The 23078-nt window shown below is 70.1% G+C and carries 21 protein-coding genes; 15 read left to right on the top strand and 6 right to left on the bottom strand.

The features are described from left to right. Positions 1-146 precede the first annotated feature (146 nt). Complete coding sequence (locus ACX114_RS35210) at positions 147-458, top strand: hypothetical protein (RefSeq protein WP_459291718.1); 312 nt, start codon at positions 147-149, stop codon at positions 456-458. Positions 459-516: 58 nt separating this feature from the next. On the opposite strand, the gene ACX114_RS35205 is transcribed toward ACX114_RS35210, so the two are convergent. After that, positions 517-2070 (bottom strand): 4-alpha-glucanotransferase, encoded by a 1554-nt coding sequence (locus ACX114_RS35205; RefSeq protein WP_459291717.1) that lies wholly within the window; start codon positions 2068-2070, stop codon positions 517-519. Between the two features lie 146 nt (positions 2071-2216). Between ACX114_RS35205 and ACX114_RS35200 the strand changes: the two genes are divergently transcribed. The 7 genes from ACX114_RS35200 (at position 2217) to ACX114_RS35170 (ending at position 8784) form a co-directional block, all read left to right on the top strand. Next, entirely contained in the window at positions 2217-2801 is a 585-nt protein-coding gene (locus tag ACX114_RS35200; RefSeq protein WP_459291716.1) for a DNA-3-methyladenine glycosylase, read from the top strand. 35 nt (positions 2802-2836) lie between these two features. Continuing rightward, the gene (locus ACX114_RS35195; protein WP_120592678.1) at positions 2837-3466 is read left to right on the top strand and encodes an RNA polymerase sigma factor; all 630 of its coding nucleotides are present in this window, start codon (positions 2837-2839) and stop codon (positions 3464-3466) included. Positions 3467-3531: 65 nt separating this feature from the next. Then, positions 3532-3771 carry an anti-sigma factor family protein gene (locus ACX114_RS35190; protein ID WP_014399836.1) on the top strand — a complete coding sequence of 80 codons (240 nt, stop codon included), beginning with the start codon at positions 3532-3534 and terminating at the stop codon, positions 3769-3771. After that, complete coding sequence (locus ACX114_RS35185) at positions 3768-4838, top strand: radical SAM protein (RefSeq protein WP_459291715.1); 1071 nt, start codon at positions 3768-3770, stop codon at positions 4836-4838. Before ACX114_RS35190 ends, ACX114_RS35185 begins: the two co-directional genes overlap by 4 nt. A 164-nt stretch (positions 4839-5002) precedes the next feature. Continuing rightward, on the top strand, positions 5003-5755 hold the full coding sequence (locus tag ACX114_RS35180; RefSeq protein WP_459291714.1) for an SDR family oxidoreductase: 753 nt from the start codon (positions 5003-5005) through the stop codon (positions 5753-5755). A 127-nt stretch (positions 5756-5882) separates the two neighbouring features. Then, a complete protein-coding gene (locus tag ACX114_RS35175; protein ID WP_459291713.1) occupies positions 5883-6506 on the top strand; it encodes a DedA family protein in 624 nt (207 codons plus the stop codon). A 91-nt stretch (positions 6507-6597) separates the two neighbouring features. Further along, complete coding sequence (locus ACX114_RS35170) at positions 6598-8784, top strand: hypothetical protein (RefSeq protein ID WP_459291712.1); 2187 nt, start codon at positions 6598-6600, stop codon at positions 8782-8784. Here ACX114_RS35170 and ACX114_RS35165 read toward each other — a convergent pair. Further along, positions 8781-11930: an ABC transporter substrate-binding protein gene (locus tag ACX114_RS35165; protein ID WP_459291711.1), complete on the bottom strand. Its 3150-nt coding sequence runs from the start codon at positions 11928-11930 to the stop codon at positions 8781-8783. The genes ACX114_RS35170 and ACX114_RS35165 overlap by 4 nt on opposite strands. 65 nt (positions 11931-11995) lie before the next feature. Here ACX114_RS35165 and ACX114_RS35160 point away from each other — a divergent pair, with 65 nt between their 5' ends. Continuing rightward, entirely contained in the window at positions 11996-13081 is a 1086-nt protein-coding gene (locus ACX114_RS35160) for a transglutaminase domain-containing protein (RefSeq protein ID WP_459291710.1), read from the top strand. Here ACX114_RS35160 and ACX114_RS35155 read toward each other — a convergent pair. Then, positions 13065-14090 (bottom strand): arginine N-succinyltransferase, encoded by a 1026-nt coding sequence (locus ACX114_RS35155; protein ID WP_459291709.1) that lies wholly within the window; start codon positions 14088-14090, stop codon positions 13065-13067. The genes ACX114_RS35160 and ACX114_RS35155 overlap by 17 nt on opposite strands. Before the next feature lie 341 nt (positions 14091-14431). Here ACX114_RS35155 and ACX114_RS35150 point away from each other — a divergent pair, with 341 nt between their 5' ends. The 6 genes from ACX114_RS35150 (at position 14432) to ACX114_RS35125 (ending at position 19275) form a co-directional block, all read left to right on the top strand. Beyond that, entirely contained in the window at positions 14432-15460 is a 1029-nt protein-coding gene (locus tag ACX114_RS35150; protein WP_459291708.1) for a polysaccharide lyase, read from the top strand. Between the two features lie 88 nt (positions 15461-15548). After that, entirely contained in the window at positions 15549-16358 is an 810-nt protein-coding gene (locus ACX114_RS35145; RefSeq protein ID WP_459291707.1) for a hypothetical protein, read from the top strand. Next, positions 16358-17275, top strand: a complete 918-nt coding sequence (locus ACX114_RS35140) for a type VI immunity family protein (protein ID WP_459291706.1) — start codon at positions 16358-16360, stop codon at positions 17273-17275. The genes ACX114_RS35145 and ACX114_RS35140 overlap by 1 nt, the downstream gene beginning before the upstream one ends. Positions 17276-17303: 28 nt before the next feature. Beyond that, the gene (locus ACX114_RS35135) at positions 17304-18590 is read left to right on the top strand and encodes a TIGR04013 family B12-binding domain/radical SAM domain-containing protein (protein ID WP_459291705.1); all 1287 of its coding nucleotides are present in this window, start codon (positions 17304-17306) and stop codon (positions 18588-18590) included. A gap of 22 nt (positions 18591-18612) precedes the next feature. Then, positions 18613-18948 carry a hypothetical protein gene (locus tag ACX114_RS35130; RefSeq protein ID WP_459291704.1) on the top strand — a complete coding sequence of 112 codons (336 nt, stop codon included), beginning with the start codon at positions 18613-18615 and terminating at the stop codon, positions 18946-18948. An 81-nt stretch (positions 18949-19029) separates the two neighbouring features. Further along, positions 19030-19275, top strand: coding sequence for a hypothetical protein (locus ACX114_RS35125; RefSeq protein WP_459291703.1), 246 nt, complete (start codon positions 19030-19032; stop codon positions 19273-19275). Positions 19276-19333: 58 nt separating this feature from the next. On the opposite strand, the gene ACX114_RS35120 is transcribed toward ACX114_RS35125, so the two are convergent. The 3 genes from ACX114_RS35120 to aceB all read right to left on the bottom strand — a co-directional run bounded on the left by ACX114_RS35120 (position 19334) and on the right by aceB (position 22934). Further along, entirely contained in the window at positions 19334-19744 is a 411-nt protein-coding gene (locus tag ACX114_RS35120; protein WP_459291702.1) for a hypothetical protein, read from the bottom strand. A gap of 218 nt (positions 19745-19962) precedes the next feature. Next, the gene (gene aceA / locus ACX114_RS35115; RefSeq protein ID WP_014399818.1) at positions 19963-21249 is read right to left on the bottom strand and encodes an isocitrate lyase; all 1287 of its coding nucleotides are present in this window, start codon (positions 21247-21249) and stop codon (positions 19963-19965) included. Positions 21250-21311: 62 nt separating this feature from the next. Beyond that, positions 21312-22934: a malate synthase A gene (gene aceB, locus ACX114_RS35110; RefSeq protein WP_459291701.1), complete on the bottom strand. Its 1623-nt coding sequence runs from the start codon at positions 22932-22934 to the stop codon at positions 21312-21314. Positions 22935-23078: the final 144 nt, after the last annotated feature.

The following is a 23078-nucleotide window of genomic DNA, read 5'->3' as shown; positions in this document are numbered from 1 at the left end:
CCAGCCCCTGACGCGTTTCGCAATGTTTCTTTGTGCAGCGAGTGTCGCATTCCACGACCTCGGGGACGGGGTCAGTGTCCGCCAAACCCCCGGGTTCCGCCGTGGCGCGTGCAACCGGGCCCGGGGTGCGTCAGATTCGGGCCCCTATGGTCCGGCGAATCGCACTCCTGCTGTCGGCCACGCTGGTGCTCGCCACCGGCTGCGGCGTGAGCGAAGACGAAGTGGTCCAACTCAAGGAGGGAGAGAACCTCTCCGACACGCCGTACTGCGGCTCGCTCGGGTGCGCGGATCCGTTCCGCTTCTGCGCGGAGCTGTTCCTGGAGTTCGGCCGCTCGCCGCCCCTGTGCGTGGTGGACAACATCTGCGAACGGCTGGAGTGCGCGAAGGCGGGCCGCCGCTGCGCCGTGTTCGACGGCTTCCCCGGCCAGGTGAAGTGCATCGAGGACAACGGCCAGTAGGGCAGGGGCCGTCGTCCAGAAACCCCGGGGCGGAAGGCCCCGGGGCGGATGTTTCACGCTAGCGGCGCGACGAGGCGGTGAGCCACGCCAGGCGCTCCGCGGCGTCCTTCGTCTGCGGCTCCGTCAGCAGCGCGTCCGTGTTCTGCGCGATGCGGTAGGCCCAGTTGGCGTCGCCCATGGTGCCGGGCAGGTTGATGCGGTCACGCGTGCCCAGCACGTCCTGCCACGGCAGCACGCACAGGTCCGAGCCCGCGTTGAGCGCGGCGGCCAGCGTGGCGCGGTGGATGTCCGGGGTGAACTCGCGCGTCAGCGCCACGCCCTGGAACTCCGGCCACGCGCGCGCGGCGTTCTGGCGCTCGTGCTCCTGCGCCTGCTCCCACCACTCCGCCTGCGGCTCCGTGTCGTGCGTGCCGGTGGTGACCAGCGACACGGCGGGGAACTGGTGCGGGTCGCGGTAGGTGTTGTCGTCGCGCTCCCAGCGCAGCACCCGGTAGCCGGGCAGCTTCAGGTCCGCCAGGATTTGACGCACGAACGGGGGAATCACGCCCAGGTCCTCGGCGACGATGCCCGCGCCCTCCGACAGGAGCCGGAAGTGCTTCTCACCCTGGCGGCGCCAGGTGGGCTCGTCCCCGGGGACGAAGTAGCCGGTGGGGTTCTTCTCGTCGCGGATCCACTGGCGGAAGTAGCCCACCGCGTGGTCCACGCGGCGCAGGTCGTAGTAGCTGGCCGCCTTGGCCGCGCGCTTCTTCAGCCACGCGTAGTCGTCCTTCTCCATCGCGGCGAAGTCGAAGTAGGGCAGGCCCCAGTCCTGGCCCGTGGCGGAGAAGTCGTCCGGCGGCACGCCCAGGCGCGCGTCACGGCGCAGGATGTCCGGGTGGGCCCAGCAGTCGGAGCTGTCCTGCCCGATGATGAAGGGCTCGTCGCCGCACAGCAGCACGTCCTTCGCCTTGGCCTGCGCGCGGACCTGGTTCCACTGCGCCTCCGCCAGCCACTGGAGCCAGGCGTGGTAGCGCACGCGGCGCTCCAGGCCTTCCTTCTGGATGGCGAGCAGCGCGTCCGGCTGGCGCGTGCGCAGCCCCTCGGGCCACTGCCACCAGGGACGGCGGTCCTCCTTCTCGCTGATGGCGGTGAAGAGGGCGTAGCTCTCCAGCCACTCGCCCTGCGCCTCGCGCCACTTCTGGAACTCCTGGGCGCGCGGCGTGCGCGGGGCCCACTCGTGCTTCTCGAAGTGGTCGAACGCGCGCGCGAACGCGGCGTCCTTCAGCGGGAACACCAGGTCGTAGCGCACGCGCGCCGCGGCGCGGGCCTCCGCCAGCTGCTGCTTCTGCGCGTCGCTGAGCGCGCCCTCGCCGCCGGTGGCCTGGAACTCCGGCACCTGGTTCAGGTCGATGAAGAGCGGGTTCAGCCCGAACGCGGACCGAGTGGCGTACGGGCTGGGGTCGCCGGGCGCGGTGGGGAGGAGCGGCAGCACCATCAGCATTCGCTGACGCGCGGCCTTCATCCAGGAGAAGAGTCCGTCCATGGCACCGAAATCACCGATGCCGAAGTCCGTTCGCGAGCGCAGGGAGAAGAGAGGCAGCAGGAGACCGGAGAGCCGGCCAGGAGTGGACATGATGCGGCGCAATCTGCCCCAGCCCCGGGCCGGTGTGAACTGCTGTCGCGGCGCGGTGCACACCCGCCTGCTTGTCGGGCCCGCCATCGGTCCCGAGACGCTCAATGGTTGACGAACACCCCCATGAGGCGGGAAGGACCGCCCCCGTGAAACCGCTTCCCCTGTCCTTCTACGCCCGGCCCACCCTGGAGGTGGCGCGCGACCTCTTGGGCACCCTGCTGGTGGTGGACGGCGTCCGGGGCCAGCGCGTGGGCCGCATCGTGGAGGTGGAGGCCTACCTGGGCGAGCACGACCTGGCCTGCCATTCGTCCAAGGGCCGCACGCCGCGCACGGAGGTGATGTTCGGGCCGGCGGGGCGCTCGTACGTCTACCTCATCTATGGAATGCACCACTGCTTCAACGTGGTGACGGACGCGCCCGGGGTGGCGGCGGCGGTGCTGGTGCGGGGCGTGGAGCCGGTGGAGGGCATCCCGCCCGGCGAGCGGACGGACGGGCCGGGGAAGCTGTGCCGGGTGATGGGGGTGAACCTGAACCACAACGGCCTGAAGCTGGACTCGGAGGGGCTGCATCTGCTGCCGGGGACGCCGGTGCCGGACGCGCGGGTGGAGCGGGGGCCGCGTATCGGCGTGGAGTACGCCGGGGAGTGGGCCGCTGAACCCTTCCGGCTGTGGGACCGGGACAGTGGACACGTCAGCCGCTTCGTCTCCCGGCGGCCTCGCCGTCGGCCTTGACGCGGAACGTTTCGACTGGTTGGGTGGGAAACGCCATGTCCCAAGAGGCTCCCCAGGAAGAAGACCGGCAGGAAGAAGACCGGCGGCTCCTGACGCGGGCCCAGGACGGCGACGTGTCCGCCTTTGAGGCCCTGGTGGGCCTGCACCAGGACCGGGTCTACGGCCTGGCGCTGCGGATGACGCGCTCGGAGGCGGATGCGGCGGAAATCACCCAGGACACCTTCCTGTCCGCCTATCAACACCTGAAGGATTTCCGGGGCGAGGCGGCCTTCGGGTCCTGGGTACACCGCATCGCGGCCAACCATGCCCTCATGCGCCTGCGTCACCGCCGGGTGGCCCAGGCGGCGGAGGCGGAGCTCCAGGCCCCTGAATTCACGGAGCGGGGCACCCTGGCGGACTACCCCGTCACGGACTGGAGCCGGGACGCCGAGGAGAAGGCGCTGGACGCGGAGCTGGGGCAGGCCATCCAGCAGGCGGCCGACCGCCTGCCGGAGGGCTACCGGGAAGTCTTCCTCTTGAAAGACGTGGACGGCCTCAGCTACGAACAGATCGCAGAAGTGACGGGGGATTCCATCCCCGCCATCAAGAGCCGCCTGCACCGGGCACGGCTCGCGCTGCGAGAGGCCATCGACCTGTTCTACAACCGGGACAATCGCGGGGTGTGAAACCCCCAGGGCGCCTCGGCATCTTCGAACTGGAACGAGGGGAGCCGCAGCCAGCCGAGGTTCGGATGTATACCTGCAAAGATTCCATCAACCTCCTGCTGGAGTTTCTCGAAGGTGAGATGCCAGAGGAGGAGGCGCGGCACCTGCAGGAGCACCTGTCGGGCTGCAAGCCCTGCGAGGAATTCCTCAGCACCTATCGGGCGACTCCCGGCCTGTGCAAGCGCGCCATGGCGCTGAAGATGCCCCGGGAAGTGTCAGCGAAGCTGACCGAGTTCCTGCGCTCGAAGATCAAGTCCTGCTCGTGAACCTGAAACAACTGTCGCTGCCGGAGTTGGAAGCGGCGCTCGCGCCGGCCCAGCCGTCCGCGACCGCGGTCCGCAAGGTGTTCGCGGGCGTCTTCGCCCACGCCCGTCCCACGGTGGATGCCGTCGCGCTGGCGCCCCAGGTGCCGCGCCGTGTCGCGGACCTGCTCCGCGCCCAGGCCCAGATGCCGTCCCTCAAGGTGGTCGAGCGGCGGCAGGCGGAAGACGGCTTCGTGAAGTACCTCTTCGAGTCGCCGCTGGGCGGCCGCATCGAAGCGGTGCGCATCCCCATCTTCGAGGAGAAGTACGTCGTCTGCGTGTCCAGCCAGGTGGGCTGTGCGCTGGCGTGCGACTTCTGCATGACGGGCAAGCTGGGCTTCCAGCGCAACCTCCAGACCTGGGAGATTCTGGACCAGGTGATGCAGGTGCGCGCGGAGGCGGACCGGCGCGTGGGCGGCGTGGTGTTCATGGGGATGGGCGAGCCGCTGCTCAACTACAAGGAGACCATCCGCGCCGCGCAGATCCTGTCGCACCCGGCGGGGTTCTCCATCTCCGGCACGGCCATCACGTTCTCCACGGCGGGGCACGTGCCCGCGATTCGCCGCTACACGAAGGAAGGGCACCCGTTCCGCCTGGCGTTCAGCGTGACGAGCGCCATCCCGGAGAAGCGCGCGAAGGTGCTCCCCATCGAGAAGACGCACCCGCTGCCGGAGCTGATTCAAGCCATCCGCGAGTACAGCGAGGCGCGGCGCGAGCGGGCGATGATTGCCTACGTGGCCATCCAGGGCTTCAACCTGGAGCGCGAGGACGCGGAGGCGCTGAAGGCGGCGTTCGAGGGCATCCCCATCAAGGTGGACCTCATCGACGTGACGGATCCGACGGGCAAGTACCTGCCGCCCACGGCGGAGGAGTTGAGCGCGTTCCGGGACCACCTGCAGATTCTGAAGGCGCCCATCGCGCGGCGCTATTCGGGCGGCAAGGAGATTGGCGCCGCGTGCGGCACGCTGGCGGCGAGCCAGTACGGCGGCACGGTGCTGCCGAAGCCCGAGGCTTCGCCCCGGCAGGCCTGAGTCCGCTTCCGCCCGTGCGCACCGCCGCGCGGGGCTTGTGATTTCGACGGCAAGAACCGGAGCGCGGGCCCTGGCCCCGCGGCGCTACGAGGACTGTGCGCCGCGGCGAGAGGGCCCCGCGGGCGCGACCTCATGAGCGGGCCCGTGTCCGGGAGAACCGTCGGATGACGCATCGATTGGAAGGGAAGGTCGCCCTGGTGACGGGGGCGGGTTCAGGGATTGGCCGTGCGACGGCGCTCGCGTTGGCCCGGGAGGGCGCGCGGGTGGTGGCGGCTGGCAGACGTGTGGAGCCGCTTGAAGAGACAGCGCGCATGGCGGGAGGGCACGTGGTGGCCCGCGCCGCGGACGTGACGAAGGAGGAGGACGTCGAGGCCCTGGTCCGCTTCACGCTGGAGACGTTCGGGAGGCTCGACGTGGGCGTCAACGCAGCGGGGGGAACGTTCGGCGGCGGGCTCACGCACACGTTGGACACGGCGTCGTTCCGGGAGTGGATCGACGGGTACCTGGTGAGCGCGTTCCTGTCGACGAAGCACGAGGTGGCCGCGATGTTGAAGTCGGGCGGAGGGAGCGTCATCAACATCGGGACCTTCGTGGGGCACACGAAGGCGATCCCCGGGACGTCCGGCTACGCCGCCGCGAAGACGGGCCTCATCGGGCTCACGCGAACCGTCGCGGCGGAGTACGCCCCGCGGGGCATCCGCGCGAACGTGCTCGTCTCCGGCGGCGCGGACACGCCCATGTTCCGGCTCTGGAACGGCTCCGAGGAACAGCGTGCCTCCGCCGCCCGGCTGCATGCGCTCCAGCGGGTCGCGAACCCGGAGGAGATCGCCAACGCGGCCGTCTTCCTCGCGAGCGGCGAGGCGTCGTTCGTCACGGGAAGTGTCCTCACGGCCGATGGAGGCGTCTCGCTCGGCTGAGGCCAGGGGGACAAAGGCCGGCCCGTGTTCACCGCCGCGCGGGTGGTGGTGGATACGGGTTCCGCCGGGCGGGGAGACGACTTAAGTCTCGCGCGGAGGGCTTCTGGCCCTGGAGGGCACCGCGCGGATGTGGATCGAGCACGTCGACAAGCTGATTGGGACGCTGGGGCCGTTCGGGTTCCTGGTGCTCGGCGTGGCGGCGATGCTGGAGTACGTGGTGCCGCCGTTCCCCGGGGACACCATCGTGCTCATGGGCGGCGTCTACGCCGTGCGCGGGGTGAAGCCCTGGTGGCTGGTGCTCGCGGTGGTGACGGCGGGCAGCGTGGTGGGCGCGTTCATCAACTACGCGGTGGGCAAGTGGCTGGCGAAGCGCTTCGAGGAGCAGCCGGGGCGCTCCTTCTTCGGGCTCACGCACGCGCGGCTGGAGCAGGTGCAGGCGCGGATGCGGCACGCGGGGCCGTGGCTGCTCTTGGTGAACCGGTTCCTGCCGGGCATCCGGGGCGTCATCTTCATCGCGGCGGGAGCGGCGCGCATGCCGCGCTTCAACGCGCTGGTGCTGGGGGCCATCTCCGCGCTGGCGCACAGCGGGCTCATCCTGGCGCTGGGCATGGCGGTGGGCGGCAACCTGGAGCGGCTGACGGTGCTGGTGTCTCGCTACCAGTACGCGGTCATCGGGCTGCTCGGGGTGGCGGCGCTGGCGTTCGGTGTGCGGGCGCTGACGCGGCGGCGTGAGTCCGCCGTGGAACCGTAGCGGGCCCGGCCGGGCAGGGAAATGTGCGGGGACGACCCGCCAGGGTGGGCGCACGTTGCGCGGGCCCGGGGTGGCGGGGTTGAGTCGGGGCATGTTCCGCGCCCGTGCTCGCTGGTGGCTGCTCCTGGTGCTCGTCCTGGTGGGAGGGTGCCGCTGTGGCGACGACCCCAACGTGGGCGGTGCGAGCGCCAGCTTCCGGCCGCAGCAGGAGGTGGTGGACTTCGGCCGGGTGCTGGAGGGCACGCAGGTGCGCCGCTCGCTGACGCTGGTGGCCACCGGCCGCGCGGGCGTCACGGTGGACGCGGTGACGGACGCGCCCTTCTTCGTCGTCGTGTCCCAGATTGTCGTGGGGGGCAGCGGCACGGGCACGGTGGACATCCTGTTCTCCGCGGGCAACACGCCGGTGGAGGGGGAGCTGGTGCTCACCGCGGGGCGCACCACGGCGAAGGTGAAGCTCACCGGCGTGGGCGTGCGTCCGCTGACGTGCGTGCCGCAGGGCGAGTGCCGCGACTCGCGCTTCGACCTGGACTCCGGCCAGTGCATCGAGTCCCCGCTGGAGGACGGAGCGTCATGCATCCCCAGCAGCCGCTGCCAGGAGAACGGCCGCTGCCAGGCGGGCGTCTGCGTGGGACAGCCGCGCACGTGCAATGACGACAACCCATGCACGGTGGACAGTTGTTCGCCGACGCAGGGCTGCGTGACGGCGAACGTCGCGTGCCCGGTGCCGGGCAACCCCTGCAAGGTGGGCGTGTGCGACCGCAACTCGGGCTGCCAGGAGGTGGACGTGGCGGACTTCAGCCCCTGCGGCGCGGTGAGCTGCAAGGCGGCGCGGGTCTGCTTCAGCGGCACGTGCCAGTCGGTGACGCCGCCGGACGGCTTCGTCTGCGCGCCGGCCACGCCCTGCCAGGACGAAGGCAAGTGCAACGCGGGCGAGTGCGTGCGCCCGGACGCGGGAGACCTGGAGCCCGACTTCAGCGCGGAGCTGGGCGGGGCGCCCATCGCGGAGGACGGCGGGCCGGTGCTGCTGGTGGACGACGGGACGGTCTACGTATCGGTGTGCGGTGAGGACGCGGGCTGCTGGCTCGCCGCGTACACGGAGAGCGGACTGCTGCGCTACGAGTCGCCCTACGAGGACGGAGGCGCGAGGACGCTGCTCGCGGCATCGGACGCGGGAGTGGTGGTGTTGGCGCCGGAAGCGCTGGAGGCATACGCGCCGCGAGGCATGGGGGAGCTGCGCTGGCGCACGTCGCTGGCGTTCGCGGATGCGGCGCTGGACGGAGGGACACCGGAGGTCATGCCCGGCACCACGGGAGCGGGAAGGGTGGCGCTCACGAAGGAAGGGGACGTGCTGACGTACGTCACATGGAGCGACGACGCGGGCACGGAGCCGCTGCACGCCAGGCTGGTGTTGCTGAGCGCGGACGCGGGTGCACCGCTGGCGATGGGCCCCGAGGAGGACGGCGGCGGAGCAGCGAGGCTCGCCGTGGACGACACGCGCGGCGCGTACCTCTACACGCCGTGGGATGGACGGCTGGCCTTCACGGACTGGGCAACGCCTGAAGTGAGCACGGACGGCGGGGCACTCATGGCGTTCGGTGCTGCGAGCGCGGACGGAGGCATCGCGTCGCTGAGCTTCGAACCGCTCGATGCGGGTGTCCCGGGCGGTGCTCCGTCACTGGCGCTCGCGTCGGGACGGTTGCTCGTGGGGACGCAGGCCTTCGTGGACACGGATGGAGGTGTGCTCACCGCGCTGGATTGGGACGCGGGCACACGCACGCTGTCGCCCCTGGCCGAGCCGGTGCTCATGTCCCCCGGAGGCACGATCGGTCATGCGTTCGCGTCCGCGTGCGACCGCACGGACGGAACTCCCTGCATCGGCGCGGAGCTGCGCACGGTGCTGCGCTCGTTCAGCTCCGACGATGGACACTTCCTCACGGAGGTGGACGTGCTGCCCTCGCCGCTGCTGCCCGGTGCGTTCCACGAAGCCGCGCTGCTGGAGCAGAACACCCTGGGCGTGCTCGCGGACGCGGAGCTGCCAAACGGTCAGCGCCAGGCGTGGCTCGAATGGATCGCCTTCGGCAACAAGCTCAACCAGTGCTCGCTGCCGGGCCGCGTGGAGGTGGCGGGCGCGGTGTTCGCCGGAGACCTGCTGCACGTGGCCCTGCGCCGCGACGGCGTCTGGTGGCTGGAGTCCTATCCCCTCGGTGGACGCACCGAAGTCCGGGGCTGGCCCCAGCGCAACGCCAGTCCCGCGGGCACACGCCGTGCCGTGCCCTAGCCGCCCGCGGAGGGGTCCACCCAGAGGTCCTCGAAGCGCACCTGCGGTGGCGTCTGGTGCAGCCGCAGGTTCTGCACGGAGGCCACCGCCACCGCGTGCGTGCGGTCGTGGTACAGCGGGATGAGCGGGCAGTCCTCGCGCGCCAGCAGCTCCGCGCGCCGGTACAGCTGCGAGCGCAGCTCCGGGTCGATGGACACGCGCGCCTCGGAGGTGAGCCGGTCCAGCTCCGGGTTGCGGTAGCCCAGCGGGTACACCGTCTGCGCGCTGGAGTTGAGCAGGAAGTGCAGGAACGCGTCCGGGTCTGGGAAGTCCGCCAGCCACAGCGTGCGGAACGCCGGGACCTTCCCCTCGCGCAGGCGTGCCAGGTACTCCTCTGGAGGCATCTGCTCATGCCGCAGCTCCAGCAGCCCCGCCTGGATCAACGGCCGGAAGAGCACCGCGTCCTCCGCGGACGTGTCGCGGCCCACCGCGTGGTGCAGGGTGAGCTGCAAGCGCCGCACGCCCGCCTCGCGCAACAGCCGCTCCGCCAGCGTCAGGTCCGGCACCGGCGTGGGCCCCAGCTCCTGTGCCCCGTCCAGCAGCTCCGGCGGCGTGAAGGTGCGGGCCGCGCGAGCGCCCGGGTGGAACTGCGCCACCACGCTCGGGATGTCCATGCCCGCGCGCAGTGCCCGCCGCACGCGCACGTCGTTGTACGGCGCCTCGGTCAGGTTGAGCCCCAGGAACGCCGTGGAGGGCGTGGTGCTGGTCACCACCTGGTGCGCGTCCAGCCCATGCGCCTCCGTGTGCTCCACATGCAGGAACGACACGAGGTCCACCTGCCCGTCCAGCAACTGGCGCACCGCCTGCGGGCGCGTCTCCGTGAGGACGAACTCCAACCGGTCCAGCAGCGGAAGCCCGCCGCGCCAGTAGGTGGCGTTGCGCTCCAGCACCATCCGGTCCGCCTGCATGCCCACGACGCGGAACGGCCCCGTGCCCACCAGCTTCCCCGCGGGGTCCATCTTCGCCACCGCCGTGGCGGTCAGCGCCATGAGCTGGAGGAAGAACGCCTTCGGCTCGCGCAGGCGGATCTCCAGCGTGCCCTCGTCCAGGACCTCGATGCCCGTCACCTCGCGAGCCATTCCGCTGGCGTACTCGCGCGCGCCCTCCACGTCCTCCAGCAGGCTGCGGTCCGGCGAGCGCAGCGCCGGGTCCATCAGCCGCTCCAGGTGGCGCTTCACGTCCTGCGCGGTGAGCAGGGCGCCGTCGTGGAAGGTGACACCCCGGCGCAGATAGAAGCGGTAGCGGCGCGCGGACGGATCCGCGTCCCAGCGCTCGGCCAGGTCGGGCACCAGCATGCCGTCCTCCAGCCGCACGAGGCAGGAGAAGAGGCACGCCGTCAGCTCCGTCATCTGGTTCTCCACGGAGAACAGCGGATCCACCGTCTGCCGCGCGCGCAGCGAGCCTGACTGATGCAGGCCCACCCTCAGCGTGCCGCCCACGCGGGCCCGAGGCAGCTGGAAGCGGAACACCTCCGCCTCCAGGCTCGCCGTCTCGTGGCCCAACTGGTCCACCGTGCGGTCCAGCCCGTCGCCAATGCGGATGACCCGGCGCGCGTCCTCGCGCACCTGCGCGACCTCTTCCCGGATGGACGCGTCGCCCCGGGTGAGCACCTGGTGCGCGGCCCTCAGCTCCTCGATGGCCGCGCTCAGGCGCATGACCGCCTCGGACAGGTCGCGGCCGGTGCGCGCCTGGGCCTCGGCCTTCTGGCCGGCGCTCTGGCCCACGCGCGACATCTCTTGAATCTGGCGCACCAGGTCCCGCGCGTTGCCGGACTGCTCGATGGCCATGCGCGTGATGTCCTCCACGCGCCGGGCCACGCGCTTGCTGGCCTCCACGACCGTGGCGCCCTGCGCCTCCAGCCGCTGCGTCTCCATCACCGTGGCCTCCACGGCGGCGAAGGTGCGCTGGGTGATGGAGCGGATCTCGCTCAGGGCCTCGGAGGCGCGGTCGCCCAGGGCCACGCCCGCGGTGGCCTGCTCGCGGCCCTCCTGCACCAGCGCCACGGCGGTCTCCACCGCGTCGCGGATGCCGGTGACCATGGTGCCAATCTCGCGCGTGGAGCGCGTGGTGCGCTCGGCGAGGCTGCGGATTTCATTGGCCACCACGCCGAAGGGGCGGCCGTGCTCGCCCGCCTGCGCGGCGATGATGGCGGCGTTGAGGGCCAGGAGGTTCGTCTGGTCGGCGATCTCCTGGATGACGTCCACGATGCGGCCAATCTCCAGCGACCGCGTGCCGAGCATCTCCATCAGCTCGGCCGCCTTGCGCACCGTCTCCTCCACCCGGTACATGCCCTGCACGCTGTCGCCCACCAGCGCCTCGCCGCGCTGGGCGGTGGCGGTGACGGCGATGGCCATGCTGTTGGTCTCCGTGGCGCGGCGGCGCACGGCGTCGATGCCGCCCTCCACCAGCGCGACGAAGTCCTCCGCCTCCGAAGCGAAGCGGCCCAGCTCGTCGCCGGACGCGGCGATGTGGGTCAGCCGCTCCGTCATCGCCTGGGTGAGGCCGCTGGTGCGCTGGCTGAAGTCGTTGACGGTCTCCAGGCCGTCCACCACCTGGTGCAGCCGCTCGGTCATCTCCAAGAGGGCGCCCGTCGTCTCGTGCGCGAAGGTTTCAATGTGCTGCACGCGCTTGATGGCCACCTGGAGGCTGGTGCCGTTGCCGCCCACGGCGGTGAGCGTGCGCTCCACGGCGCCGCCCTGACGGCGCGCGGCCTCCAGGAGCATGCGGGCCTGCTCGCTCACGCCGTTGCCGGTGCGGTGCAGGTTGCTCGTCACGCGCTGCACCTGGGACATGGCCCGGCGCAGGGACAGGATGAGGCGGCGCAGGTCCTCCTGGCCCTCGAAGCCGGTGTGGATGGGCGTGGTGAGGTCGCCTTCCGCCAGCCGGGACATCAGGTCGCGCCGCTCGCGCCGCCGCATGGCCGCGAAGCGGAACCACGACAGGTAGCTGCCGATGAGCCAGAGGAACGGCACGCCGAGCAGCAGCACCGCCCACCCGGCCGTGTCATCCGGCTTGCCCGTCACCCACCACAGCACGAAGCCCAGGATGAGGGCGGAGACCAGGGCCGCCACCAGCCCGAACGAGAAGAGGTACCGTTTGGCGCCCATGGACGGGGTGGACGCTAACCCGCCTTCTCGCGCCGGTCCTGATTTCGACGCATGCTTCATGAGACATGAAGGCCCTGCTCGCCATCACCATGCTGGCGCTCCCCGTAAACCCCGCCAGCACGGGCGCCGAGGCCGGACCCCCGGCGCCGGTCCGCACGGAGGTGTCGCGGGCCCGGTTCATCTTCGCGTGGCGCGGCGTGCCGGTGGGGACGGTCACCCTGACGCTGGAGCCAGGGAGCTTCACGTACGCCAGCGAGCACCTGCACCTGCGCTCGGGCCGTGCGGGCATGCTGGGGCGCTCGGCCATCCTCCACGTGGACGGCAGGGGGCGCATCACGGACACCGACCGCGAGCGCGACGTGATGCCCCAGGCGCTCTGGGTCTGGCGGGGCCCTCCACCCGAAGGGTGCGTGGAGGCCCGCGAGGAGCTGTCCTCCCCCGCGCGCATCGGTCCTCACTGCGTCACGTCCCGCGGCCCCACGCGCGCCGAGGGCACGATGCTGGGCGTTGCCTTCCGGGCCACCTATGACCGGGAGGGCTGGCTCCAGGTGCTGGAGTTGGGGGACTCGCGCTTCACCCGGGCCGCCCCCGGGGAACGGCTGAAGCCGCCACCGGAGCTCTTCTCGGACGGCCTGCCGGTGGAGGGAGACGCCCCGGGGCCCCTGGCGCTCGTCACGGCCCGGAGGGACGGGCCCCGCGCGCCGGCCGTCCCCCGGCGCCTCGAGGGCATGACGGAGTGGACGTCCGCGGCGGCGCGGGCCCTGTCCGCGAAGGTGCACGCCGCCTTCCCGGACAAGGGGCCCTCGGAGGCGGACTGGAACCGGGGCGGAGAGGGCGAGGCCGGAGGCTGCCTGGCCCACGCCCTGCGCTACGCGTCCCTGGCGCGCGAGAAGGGCCAGCGGGTGGGGCTGGTGCACGGGCTCCTGGTGGTGGACGGCGGCCCCGCCCGGCCGCACGCCTGGGTGCGGGTGGCGCTCAAGGGCGGCGGGACGCTGGACTTGGACCCCACGTCCCTGGACCCCGTGCGCCCGGACACGCACCTGGCGCTGGCGCTGGTGCCGCCGGAGGGCCCTGCGCTGGAGGCAGGGGAGCGCTGGCTGTCGCTCCTGCGCGGGGACTTCCGGGTGGTGCGCGCTACTCGAACGGAATGACGGACAGCTTCGCGCCGGGCTTCACTTCGAGGATCTCCTTGGCGCGGGCGGGCAGGTGGATGACGGTGTTGTCCAGCCGGGCCTGGCAGCGCACGGAGCGGAAGCGGTTGCGGCCGGACTCGCGCTCGGCGGCGACCAGCACGTCGTCTCCCACCAGCTCGAAGTCCTCTTCCGCCAGCTTCATCGTGCGGTAGCGGCGCACCAGGGAGATGTCCGCCGTGTCCGCCTCGAAGTGCGGGCCGCCGTCGAACGGGTCGATGCGCTCCACGTACCGGAAGCCCACCCGCTCCAGCATCCGCTGCACGCCGCGCGTGGCCGGGTCCACCTCGCCCAGCACCTTCTGCACGCGGTCCGGGAACAGCGACGCGTAGATGTCCGAGGCGGGGAACAGCTCCTTGATGAACTCCTTGTTCTGGCGGCTCAGCCGGTCGGCCTCCAGGTAGGTGAGGCCGGTGAACTTCTTCCCGCAGGCCTCCCACAGGAGGCTGCGCCCGTCCGGGAGCAGCGGCGGCAGGAGCTCCGCCAGCACGCGCGGCCGGAACAGCCGCCGGTGCATGGCGATGAAGAGGAAGCGCACGAAGGACAGCTGCTTGCCGGGCTTGTCCGGCGTCGCGCGGTAGGGCGGGTCCACCACCAGGCCGCCAATCTCCGTGGGGCCCTCGTAGTTGTACGCGATGGACAGCACCTTGTGCCGCAGGTGCCGCTCCAGCGAGGCGGAGTAGTGCTCGCGCTCGCTCACCTCATAGTAGATGTGGGGCGCGTCGTACGTGCCGTGCTGGGCGATGATCATCGACGTGCCGATGATGAGGTTGTTGCGCACGTCCTCCAGCACGAAGAGGTACTCGCGCTCGAACGGGTCCTTCACCTTGCCGGCGAAGCTCTTCACCGACTTGTCGATGATGGCCTCGAGCGTCTCCTCGTTGTTCGGCAGGTTGACCGTGTTCAGCACCGCGGCAAGACGCTTCAGGCCGGGCAAGTCGGTTTTCTGGACGTCTCGCAGCACGAGCATGGGGCACACTGAAGGGCGCCCCGGGAAGGGAGCGCCGGAAGGGCCCGTGACCTTACACCACGCCCCCGTCCCGTCAGCCTCTTGGATGCTCCCCTGTCAATGACGCGTTGCGTTCAGGACATCGCTCCGCCGACCGCTCGGTGGGTACGGGCGGCCCGGTCCTGACGTGAAACATGTCTCAATCCAGGGGAGGGCCTGTCTGGCTGCATGCTGTGTTGTCAGGCGTCTTGGAATGGTTTGGTGGGGGAATGAAGTGAGGGAATGGTTTGGGGTAATGTTTGTCAAAGCTTTGCTGTCAAAGCATCAGCCCCTCCCCTTCCACCTCCCCCAAGGATTCAGCATTGAAAGCACTGCACCTCTGGCTCGTGGCCTGTCTGCTCCCGAGCCTCGCTGCGGCGGAAATCGTCTGGCGGGGCGATTTCGAGACGGGAAACCGCTCCCAATACAGCACGGAACAGATGGTGAGCTCGGACCGGCTCCAGGTGGTGACGAGTCCGGTGTCGGAAGGAAAGTACGCCCTCAAGGCGACGGTGAAGCAGGGCGATGACCCCATCAACTCCAGCGGCAACCGCAACGAGCTCGTCTACCTGAGCAACGAGAAGGTGGGTTCGGAGTACTGGTACCGCTGGAAGGTGATGTTCGCGAACGACTTCCCCAGCGTGGACGCGTGGCAGCTCTTCACGCAGTGGCACCACGACGGGTGCTGCGGGTCGCCGCCGATTGAGTTCTTCGTGAAGGGCGAGCTCATCCGCCTGACGCTGAACGACAGCGGCACGGTGTGGAGCACGGCGCTCAAGCGCGGCGCGTGGCAGGAGTTCATCTTCCACGTGAAGTGGTCCCCGGACTCGTCCGTGGGCTACGTGGAGCTGTGGCACAACGGCGTCCAGGTGCTGAAGAAGACCTACGCCAAGACGATGTTCTCCGGCCAGAACAACTACCTGAAGCTGGGCCTGTACCGGGCGGACACCATCAAGCCGGTGGGCGTCGTCTACCACGACGGGATGATCCAGGCGACGAAGCGCGAGGACGTGTTCCCGGTGGTGCAGCCGGACCCCGAGCCCGTGGTGGACGCGGGCACGCCGGTGGACGCGGGCACGACCGTGGACGCGGGTTCGCCGGAGGATCCGGACCCGGTGGTGGACGCGGGCAGCCCGGAGGATCCGGATCCGGTGGTGGACGCGGGCTCGCCCGTGGACCCCGCGCCCGTGGTGGACGCGGGCACGAACACGGGCGTGAAGCCTTCGCCGCTGGATGAGAACGAGGGCGACGCCAACTTCCACGGCGGCTGCTCCGCGAGCGGTGGCTCCCTGGCCGCGTTCTCGCTGCTGGGCCTGCTGGGTCTGGCGCGGGCGCGCCGTCGCCGGAGCTGAAGCGCGGTTGAAGGACCCTCCCGCTCTGGTGTGTCCGGGGCGGGAGGTGGGTTGAAGGAGCCCGCGCCTCCATGCGAGGAGGCGCGGAATGACTCCTCCCCGTTGGATGCGGTGGCTGTGCTGCCTCCTGCTGTGGACCGCGTGCGCGGGCCCGGAGGTGCGCAGGCCCCCAAGCTACTCCCAGGCGACAATGGACTCCGCGACGTCGGGATGCCTGCGCAATCCGGCGTGCGCGTCCCAGGTGGGGCAGGACGCCATCCTGCCGTGGCTGTCACGAGCGGCGGCCCGGGCAGGTCAGGCCGCGGCGGTGATGCGCCTGTGGGACGCGGCGGAGGTGGCCCGTGTGGAGCGTGTGCTGGTGGAGTGCGCGAAGCAGGCGAACTTCGAGGTGAACGAGCGGCTGCTGGGGCCAGGAGGGAAGACCTCTCCCGCGGTGTGTCGGGAGAAGGTGGTGGACGCGAATGGCAGGAAAATCACCCGGGCCATGCAACTGGGAGAGGCCAAGCATTCGGCCGCGTTGGAGTGCGTGCAGCGGGCGCTGGGCTCCACGGATGCAGGACGGTTCAGCCTGGAGCCACGCTATCTGCGGGACGCGAAGACCGGGCGGACGCGGTGGTTGGCGCCGGAGGAGGTGGCGCAATGGCTGCGGGACGGCCTGTTCCACCTGCTCTCGGGGAGCATCGCACCGGATGTGGTACTGCATGCATTCGGGAATCCGCTCCAGGCGCAGCGGGTCTACGACTTCAAGTTCCCGTGTCCCGTGACAAATCCTCCCAGGTGGGACACCTATCCTGAAGGACATCCTTTCGCGAAGAAGGAGCAGGGCGAGGTCTACTTACTGCTCCTTGGCAGGGACACTGCTCCTCGTCTCGTGTCTCCGAATTTGGGGGTCAGGTGATGGCCACTCGCTATCCAGAAAGCCGTGTCACCCTCGACATCGAAGGTGAGTCGATCGTCGTCCTGCGCGAGGCGGTGAGCATCGCGTTCTACATGGGCGGGCCCCACGAGGAGCTGGCCTTGCCACTCTGCCGCGCTCTGGAACGTTACCGGCGTGCCATCGAGCCCCATTCCCTGGAGTGGTACGTGGACCGCCACGGCGATTGGAGTCCCCTGGCCGAAGAGGCTGACGCATTCCTGCGCGGGGAGTTGATGCACCCGGCGACCGGGCGCATTGAGGCGAGCGAGAAACCCAACTCCGTGACGGGGATCCGGTTCAAGTACCGGGGCCGAGGGTTGCCTCAACAACCCTTCTTCCAGCTCACACCGCATGGCACCTTCGCCGCGGAGTTCTGGCTCCCCGTCGAGTTCCTGGAGCATCCAGGCCCGGAATGGGTGCGTGCGTTGGCCTTCGAATTGGGGCGAGAGCTGCCGTTCCACTCTGGCTACGTGGGACTGTCCTTCGACGCCTGGGGCTGGGCGGAGTCCACCACTCCGGTGATGAAGGAGAAGGGATTCCGGCATCCTGGCCTTCTGCTGCCAGGACTGGAGACCCTGGCGCTGGAACTGGGGACACGGCTCTGGGGGCCAGCGTGGCTCACGTTCCTGGGGCCGCCGGTGCTCAACGAACTGGGTGGCGCGGAGGGACTGCGCTCCCGGTTGCACTCGCCTTCGACCCGGGTCGAGTCCCTGTCTCCGGACCGTGCGCTGGTGTCACTGGGGCCTGTTCCCGAAGCCGGGGACCTGGAGGCCGGTGACACACTGCCCGCGTATCGCGAGCTGGCCCGCGTCCTGGAGCCGTGGCTCTACGCGCACCAGGGCTCCTGGGGCGACTTCACCGAAGCAGAGGTCCGCCAGTGGGAGCGCCGCTTCCTCTGACCGCGCTGTGGCATCATCCGCGGCCGTGATGTCTCAGCCGCCTCGCAAGGTCTCGCTCGTCCTGAGCTACCAGTACCCCGGCAAGTACGCGTTCACCGTGCTCGCTGGCGCCGTGGAGGCGGACCCCGCGCTCGCGGAGGTGTCACTGCACTTCCCTCGCAACCGCGAGGACCTGCTGACCACCGTGCGCGAGCGCGTGGACGCGGGCGACACCGTCGTCGCCGCGTGGTCCTTCTATTCCGCCAGCTTCGGCCCCTCCGTGGAGGAGCTCCACTGGGTGCGCGAACGGCTGGAGGGCCGCGACGTCCTCTGCATCGCGGGCGGCGTGCACGCCACCGCCGAGACGCTCCAGACGCTCCAGGCCGGCTTCGACCTCGTCGCCGTGGGCGAGGGCGAACACACCCTGCGCGCCCTCCTGGCCCGCGTCCTCAAGGGCGAGGACCCGCGCACCACGCACGGCACCGCGCACCTCAAGGACGGCAAGCTCGTGCAGCACGGCCACGGCGAGGGCGTGCGCCTGGATGACTTCCCTCCGTTCGCCGCGAAGCACGTGAAGTTCGGCGCCATCGAGATCACCCGCGGCTGCATCTACGCCTGCCGCTTCTGCCAGACGCCCTTCATGTCCAAGGCGCGCTTCCGGCACCGCACCGTGGCCAACATCGCCCACTGGGCCCGCGAGCTGCGCCGCGCGGGACGGCGCGACCTGCGCTTCATCACCCCCACGTCCCTGTCCTACGGCACCCCCGACGAGACCGTGAACCTGGCCGCCGTGGAGGAGCTGCTCGCCGCCGTGACGGAGGCCATGGCCCCGGACGGGCGCATCTACTACGGCACCTTCCCCTCGGAGGTGCGCCCGGAGCACGTCACGCCGGAGTCCCTGGCGCTGCTCAAGCGCTACGTGGCCAATGACAACCTCATCATCGGCGGCCAGTCCGGCTCCGAGCGCATCCTCCAGGCCACCCGGCGCGGCCACGACGTGGAGACCGTGGTGCGCGCCGCGCGGCTCGCCGTGGAGGGCGGCTTCGTGCCCAACGTGGACTTCATCCTGGGCCTGCCCGGTGAGGAGCCCGCGGACGTGGACGCCACGCTGGACCTCATGCAGCGGCTGTCCGACCTGGGCGCCCGCGTGCACGGCCACACCTTCATGCCGCTGCCCGGCACGCCCTTCCGCGACGCGGCCCCCGGCCGGCTGGATGAGCGCACCCGGCAGCGGCTGGACTTCCTCGCGTCCCAGGGCCGCCTGTATGGCCACTGGAGGGCACAGGGCGTGCTCGCGGAGGCCATCGCCGCTCGCAGACAGCCGCGCGCCCGCTAGCCGCACCCGTTACACTCCAGCGATGGCTGAACAGACGCCCTACTGGCTCCTCATCTCCGTGCTCTTCAGCTCCCAGCCCCTCACCCCGGCGCTGGCCATGACGCTGCACGAGGCCGCCTTCGAGCTGTACACGCGCGGCGAGGGCTCGCGCGAGGTGGCCGGCGATCTGATTTCCGGCCGCGTGAACAACCTGCGCAAGGACGTGTCCCTGGGCGGCATCGCCGGGCCCGCCTTCGAGGCCGAGATCGAGACCGAGCGCGGCTCCGGCGTCGTCCGCTTCGTCCTCACCCGCCAGGGGCTGGAGATGATGAAGGCCCAGCCGCCGGCCGCGGCGAAGAAGCCGCAGTACCTCAACTGAGGAAGGGGAGGCCCGGCCGCCCGGCCGCTCCCGGAACGGCGCCCCGTCACCACCTTGAGGGCTCAAGGGAGGAATGACGGCATGGACCCCAAGGACGAATACCTCAAGAAGAGCGCCGGCATCCCGCTGGACCCCAGCAAGCAGAAGGACCCGGACGAGGACGGCGACCGGGTGCCCGCGGAAGGCCGCGCCGACGAGCTCAACGACGTCACCGGGCAGAACGGCGGCCAGCGCTCCGACGTGGACAAGCCCTGGAACGACACGCGGCACCGGCACGCCGGCATCCGCGACCAGTACAGCGACGACAGCGACAAGAAAAAGCCCTGAGGTCTCCCCCAGGGCTTCTTGAAATCAATGCTGTGAAGGACGGCCTGGGGCGAGGGGACTACTCGCGCTCCAGGTCCAGCTTCATGCCGCCCATGTGCAGGATGGACTGGGACATGGACACCGACGACATGATGGCCAGGTCCTCGATGGCCTGCATCTCCTCGCTCTTGGGCTCCGCGCCCGTCTGCGAGGCCGCGGCCTGCTGCTGCTGGGTCTGGTTGCCCGAGACGTTGATGGGCGTGGAGGTGGCGCCCGCGGTGTAGGCGTTCAGCAGCCCGCCGTGCGGCGTGGCCCCCATCTGCGCCAGCGCCGACGACACCACCGAACCGCCCGTCAGCTGCGCGCCCACCTTGGGCTGCGCGGCCGCGCCCGACATCAGCGAGCCGAAGCGGCTGCCCGACACGGAGGAGGCGGTGTTCGTCGTGGCCGGCTGCACCCGAGGACCGGAGAGAGACGTGATGCGGTTCATGGCGGCTCCCGTCAAAAGGCCCCGGTCTGCACGGCGCACCCGGAGGCGTGCCTGTGGGGCTTCAAGTTCGTTCTCCCCATTATCGCCGTGGCGCCGGGGAAGTTGTCTCTTTCGCCGAACGAACGGCGAAGGCCGCGAAATCCCAGGGAATTTCCCTGGGACGCCGCGGCCTTCATTGCCTTTTCAGGACGTCCGAGCCTGGGGCTGATCCGCCGGGCCTAGAACTGGTGGGCCTCGGTGGACTCGTGCAGGGCCAGGGTGCTGGCGCTGCCGCCGGAGATCACCTCGGCGACCTGGTCGAAGTAGCCGGTGCCGACCTCGCGCTGGTGGCGCGTGGCGGTGTAGCCGTGCTTCTCCGCGCCGAACTCCGACTGCTGCATCTCGCTGTAGGCCGCCATGCCGCGGTCCTTGTACTGACGGGCCAGCTCGTACATGGAGAAGTTCAGCGCGTGGAAGCCCGCCAGGGTGACGAACTGGAACTTGTAGCCCATGGCGCCCAGCTCACGCTGGAACTTCGCGATGGTGCTGTCGTCCAGGTTCTTCTTCCAGTTGAAGGACGGCGAGCAGTTGTACGCGAGCATCTTGTTGGGGAACTGCTTGCGGATGCCCTCGGCGAAGGCCTTGGCCTGGGCCAGGTCCGGGGTGCTGGTCTCGCACCACACCAGGTCCGCGTACGGCGCGTAGGCCAGGCCGCGCGCGATGGCGCACTCCAGGCCGCCCTTGATGCGGTAGAAGCCCTCGCCCGTGCGGCCCGCCGCCTTGTCGATGAAGGCGTGGTCGTACTCGTCCGCGTCGCTCATCAAGAGCTTGGCGCTGTCCGCGTCCGTGCGGGCCACGAGCAGCGTGGGCACGCCCATCACGTCCGCCGCCAGGCGCGCCGCGGTCAGCGTGCGCACGAAGTGGCTGGTGGGCACCAGCACCTTGCCGCCCATGTGGCCGCACTTCTTCTCGCTGGCCAGCTGGTCCTCGAAGTGCACGCCCGCGGCGCCCGCTTCGATCATCCCCTTCATCAGCTCATAGGCGTTGAGCGGACCGCCGAAGCCGGCCTCCGCGTCCGCGATGATGGGCGCGAACCAGTTGCGGTCCTTGCGGCCCTCCGCGTGGTCGATCTGGTCGGCGCGGCGCAGGGCGTTGTTGATCTTCTTCACCACGCTGGGGACGGAGTCCGCCGGGTAGAGGCTCTGGTCCGGGTACATCTGGCCGGCGTTGTTCGCGTCCGCGGCGACCTGCCAGCCGGACAGGTAGATGGCCTTGAGGCCCGCGCGCACCATCTGCACGGCCTGGTTGCCGGTGAGGGCACCCAGCGCGTTGATGTAGTCCTCCGTGTGGAGCAGCTCCCAGAGGCGGCGGGCGCCCAGCTCCGCCAGCGTGTAGCTCACGCGGATGGAGCCGCGCAGCTTCTCCACGTCCTTCTCGGTGTAGTTGCGCTTGATTCCCTCGAAGCGCTGGGCATGGAGCTTCGCGTGAGGGGAGGCATCGGAAGTGGTCGGCGTCGCGTCGTACATGCCAGGACTCCTCGGGCTGCGGTGAAGGGTTGGAAAGACTTCGTTGAAGCGGTTGAAGAGCGTCAGGACTGTGGGTCGAGGGCCTCGTAGGCCGGCAGGGTGAGGAAGTCCTCGAAGGCGGGCGCGGTGGACAGCTGCTCGAAGAGGGCGCGGGACTTCTCCATGTGCGCCTGGCCGTAGCGCTCGACGGCGCCCTCGCGGCCCATCCGCGCCATCTCCTCCGCGAGCAGCTCGCGGAACAGCTCCGGCGTCACCTTGCGGCCGTCCTCCAGCGTGGCCTCGTGGTTAATCCACTGCCACACCTGGGCGCGGGAGATTTCGGCCGTGGCCGCGTCCTCCATCAGGTTGTAGAGCGGCACGCAGCCCAGGCCGCCCAGCCACGCGGCGGTGTACTGGATGCCCACGCGGATGTTGTGGCGCAGGCCCTCCTCCGTGCGCGTGCCGGAGGGCAGCTGGAGCAGGTCGCCTTCCGTGATGCGCACGTCCTCGCGCTTGTTGACCACCTGGTTGGGGCCCTTCATCTGCGCGTCGAAGATCTCCTTCGCCACCGGCACGAGGCCGGGGTGCGCCACCCAGGTGCCGTCGTGGCCGTTCTTCGCCTCGCGCAGCTTGTCCGCGCGGACCTTGGCCATCACCGCGTCATTGGCGGCGGTGTCCCCCTTGATGGGGATGAACGCGGCCATGCCGCCCATGGCGTGCGCGCCCCGGCGGTGACAGGTCTGGATGAGCAGCTGCGAGTAGGCGTTGAGGAAGCCCTTGTCCATGGTCACCTGCCCACGGTCGGGCAGCACCACGGACGCGTCGGACTGGAGCGTCTTGATGAAGCTGAAGATGTAGTCCCAGCGGCCGCAGTTGAGGCCGGCCGAGTGCTCGCGCAGCTCGTAGAGGATCTCGTCCATCTCGAACGCGGCGGGCAGCGTCTCGATGAGGACCGTGGCCTTGATGGTGCCGTTCGGGATGCCCAGCTCCTTCTGGGCCAGCTGGAACACGTCGTTCCACAGCCGGGCCTCCAGGTGGCTCTGCATCTTGGGCAGGTAGAAGTAGGGGCCCGTGCCGCGCTTCAACTGCTCGCGCGCGTTGTGGAAGAAGAACAGGCCGAAGTCGAAGAGCGAGCCGGAGATGGGCTTGCCGTCGATGCGCACGTGGCGCTCCGGCAGGTGCCAGCCGCGCGGGCGCACGAACAGCACGGCGTGCTTGTCGTTGAGCGCGTAGTGCTTCCCGTTCTCCGCCGTGAAGGAGATGGTCTTGCGCACGGCGTCGCGCAGGTTCAGCTGGCCGCGCACCACGTTGTCCCAGGTGGGGCTGTTGGCGTCCTCGAAGTCCGCCATGAACACGCTGGCGCCGGAGTTGAGCGCGTTGATGATCATCTTGCGGTCCACCGGACCGGTGATCTCCACGCGCCGGTCCTGCAGGTCCGCGGGCACCGGGGACACGGTCCAGTCGCCCTTCCGGATGTCCGCCGTCTCCGGCAGGAAGTGGGGCCGCTCACCCTTGCGCCAGCCCTGCGCCACCTTCTTGCGCCGCTCCAGCAGTGCTTCCCGGCGTTCACCGAAGGTGCGGACCAGCTTCGCCACGAAGGCCATGGCCTCCTGCGTCAGCACCTCCGCGTAGTCCGGGTGCCAGGTGCCCTCCACGGTCACGCCGGGGCCGAAGGCCGGGGGAGTCTGGGAGGTGCGCGCGTCCATGTCGGCTCCTGACGAGATGCGTTGTAAAAGCGGCTCAACGGGCTGAAAGATGTCCCTCCCGTCTAGGGAAGGGAAGCCTTGGTGAATTAGAAGCTGCTTGCCTGTAAGGCTGTCAACATCACCTGGATTAAATCTGTAAATCCA

Source organism: Corallococcus sp. M7 (genome assembly GCF_054512695.1).
The sequence above is the reverse complement of the archived record's forward strand: the minus strand, read 5'-3'. Positions and strand labels throughout refer to the sequence as shown.

Coding starts and splice junctions, on each gene's coding strand:
- ACX114_RS35210 (WP_459291718.1), top strand. CDS start 147: ATGGTCCGGCGAATCGCACTCCTGCTGTCGGCCACGCTGGTGCTCGCC.
- ACX114_RS35205 (WP_459291717.1), bottom strand. CDS start 2,070: ATGTCCACTCCTGGCCGGCTCTCCGGTCTCCTGCTGCCTCTCTTCTCC.
- ACX114_RS35195 (WP_120592678.1), top strand. CDS start 2,837: ATGTCCCAAGAGGCTCCCCAGGAAGAAGACCGGCAGGAAGAAGACCGG.
- ACX114_RS35190 (WP_014399836.1), top strand. CDS start 3,532: ATGTATACCTGCAAAGATTCCATCAACCTCCTGCTGGAGTTTCTCGAA.
- ACX114_RS35180 (WP_459291714.1), top strand. CDS start 5,003: ATGACGCATCGATTGGAAGGGAAGGTCGCCCTGGTGACGGGGGCGGGT.
- ACX114_RS35175 (WP_459291713.1), top strand. CDS start 5,883: ATGTGGATCGAGCACGTCGACAAGCTGATTGGGACGCTGGGGCCGTTC.
- ACX114_RS35170 (WP_459291712.1), top strand. CDS start 6,598: ATGTTCCGCGCCCGTGCTCGCTGGTGGCTGCTCCTGGTGCTCGTCCTG.
- ACX114_RS35165 (WP_459291711.1), bottom strand. CDS start 11,930: ATGGGCGCCAAACGGTACCTCTTCTCGTTCGGGCTGGTGGCGGCCCTG.
- ACX114_RS35160 (WP_459291710.1), top strand. CDS start 11,996: ATGAAGGCCCTGCTCGCCATCACCATGCTGGCGCTCCCCGTAAACCCC.
- ACX114_RS35155 (WP_459291709.1), bottom strand. CDS start 14,090: ATGCTCGTGCTGCGAGACGTCCAGAAAACCGACTTGCCCGGCCTGAAG.
- ACX114_RS35145 (WP_459291707.1), top strand. CDS start 15,549: ATGACTCCTCCCCGTTGGATGCGGTGGCTGTGCTGCCTCCTGCTGTGG.
- ACX114_RS35140 (WP_459291706.1), top strand. CDS start 16,358: ATGGCCACTCGCTATCCAGAAAGCCGTGTCACCCTCGACATCGAAGGT.
- ACX114_RS35135 (WP_459291705.1), top strand. CDS start 17,304: ATGTCTCAGCCGCCTCGCAAGGTCTCGCTCGTCCTGAGCTACCAGTAC.
- ACX114_RS35130 (WP_459291704.1), top strand. CDS start 18,613: ATGGCTGAACAGACGCCCTACTGGCTCCTCATCTCCGTGCTCTTCAGC.
- ACX114_RS35125 (WP_459291703.1), top strand. CDS start 19,030: ATGGACCCCAAGGACGAATACCTCAAGAAGAGCGCCGGCATCCCGCTG.
- ACX114_RS35120 (WP_459291702.1), bottom strand. CDS start 19,744: ATGAACCGCATCACGTCTCTCTCCGGTCCTCGGGTGCAGCCGGCCACG.
- aceA (WP_014399818.1), bottom strand. CDS start 21,249: ATGTACGACGCGACGCCGACCACTTCCGATGCCTCCCCTCACGCGAAG.
- aceB (WP_459291701.1), bottom strand. CDS start 22,934: ATGGACGCGCGCACCTCCCAGACTCCCCCGGCCTTCGGCCCCGGCGTG.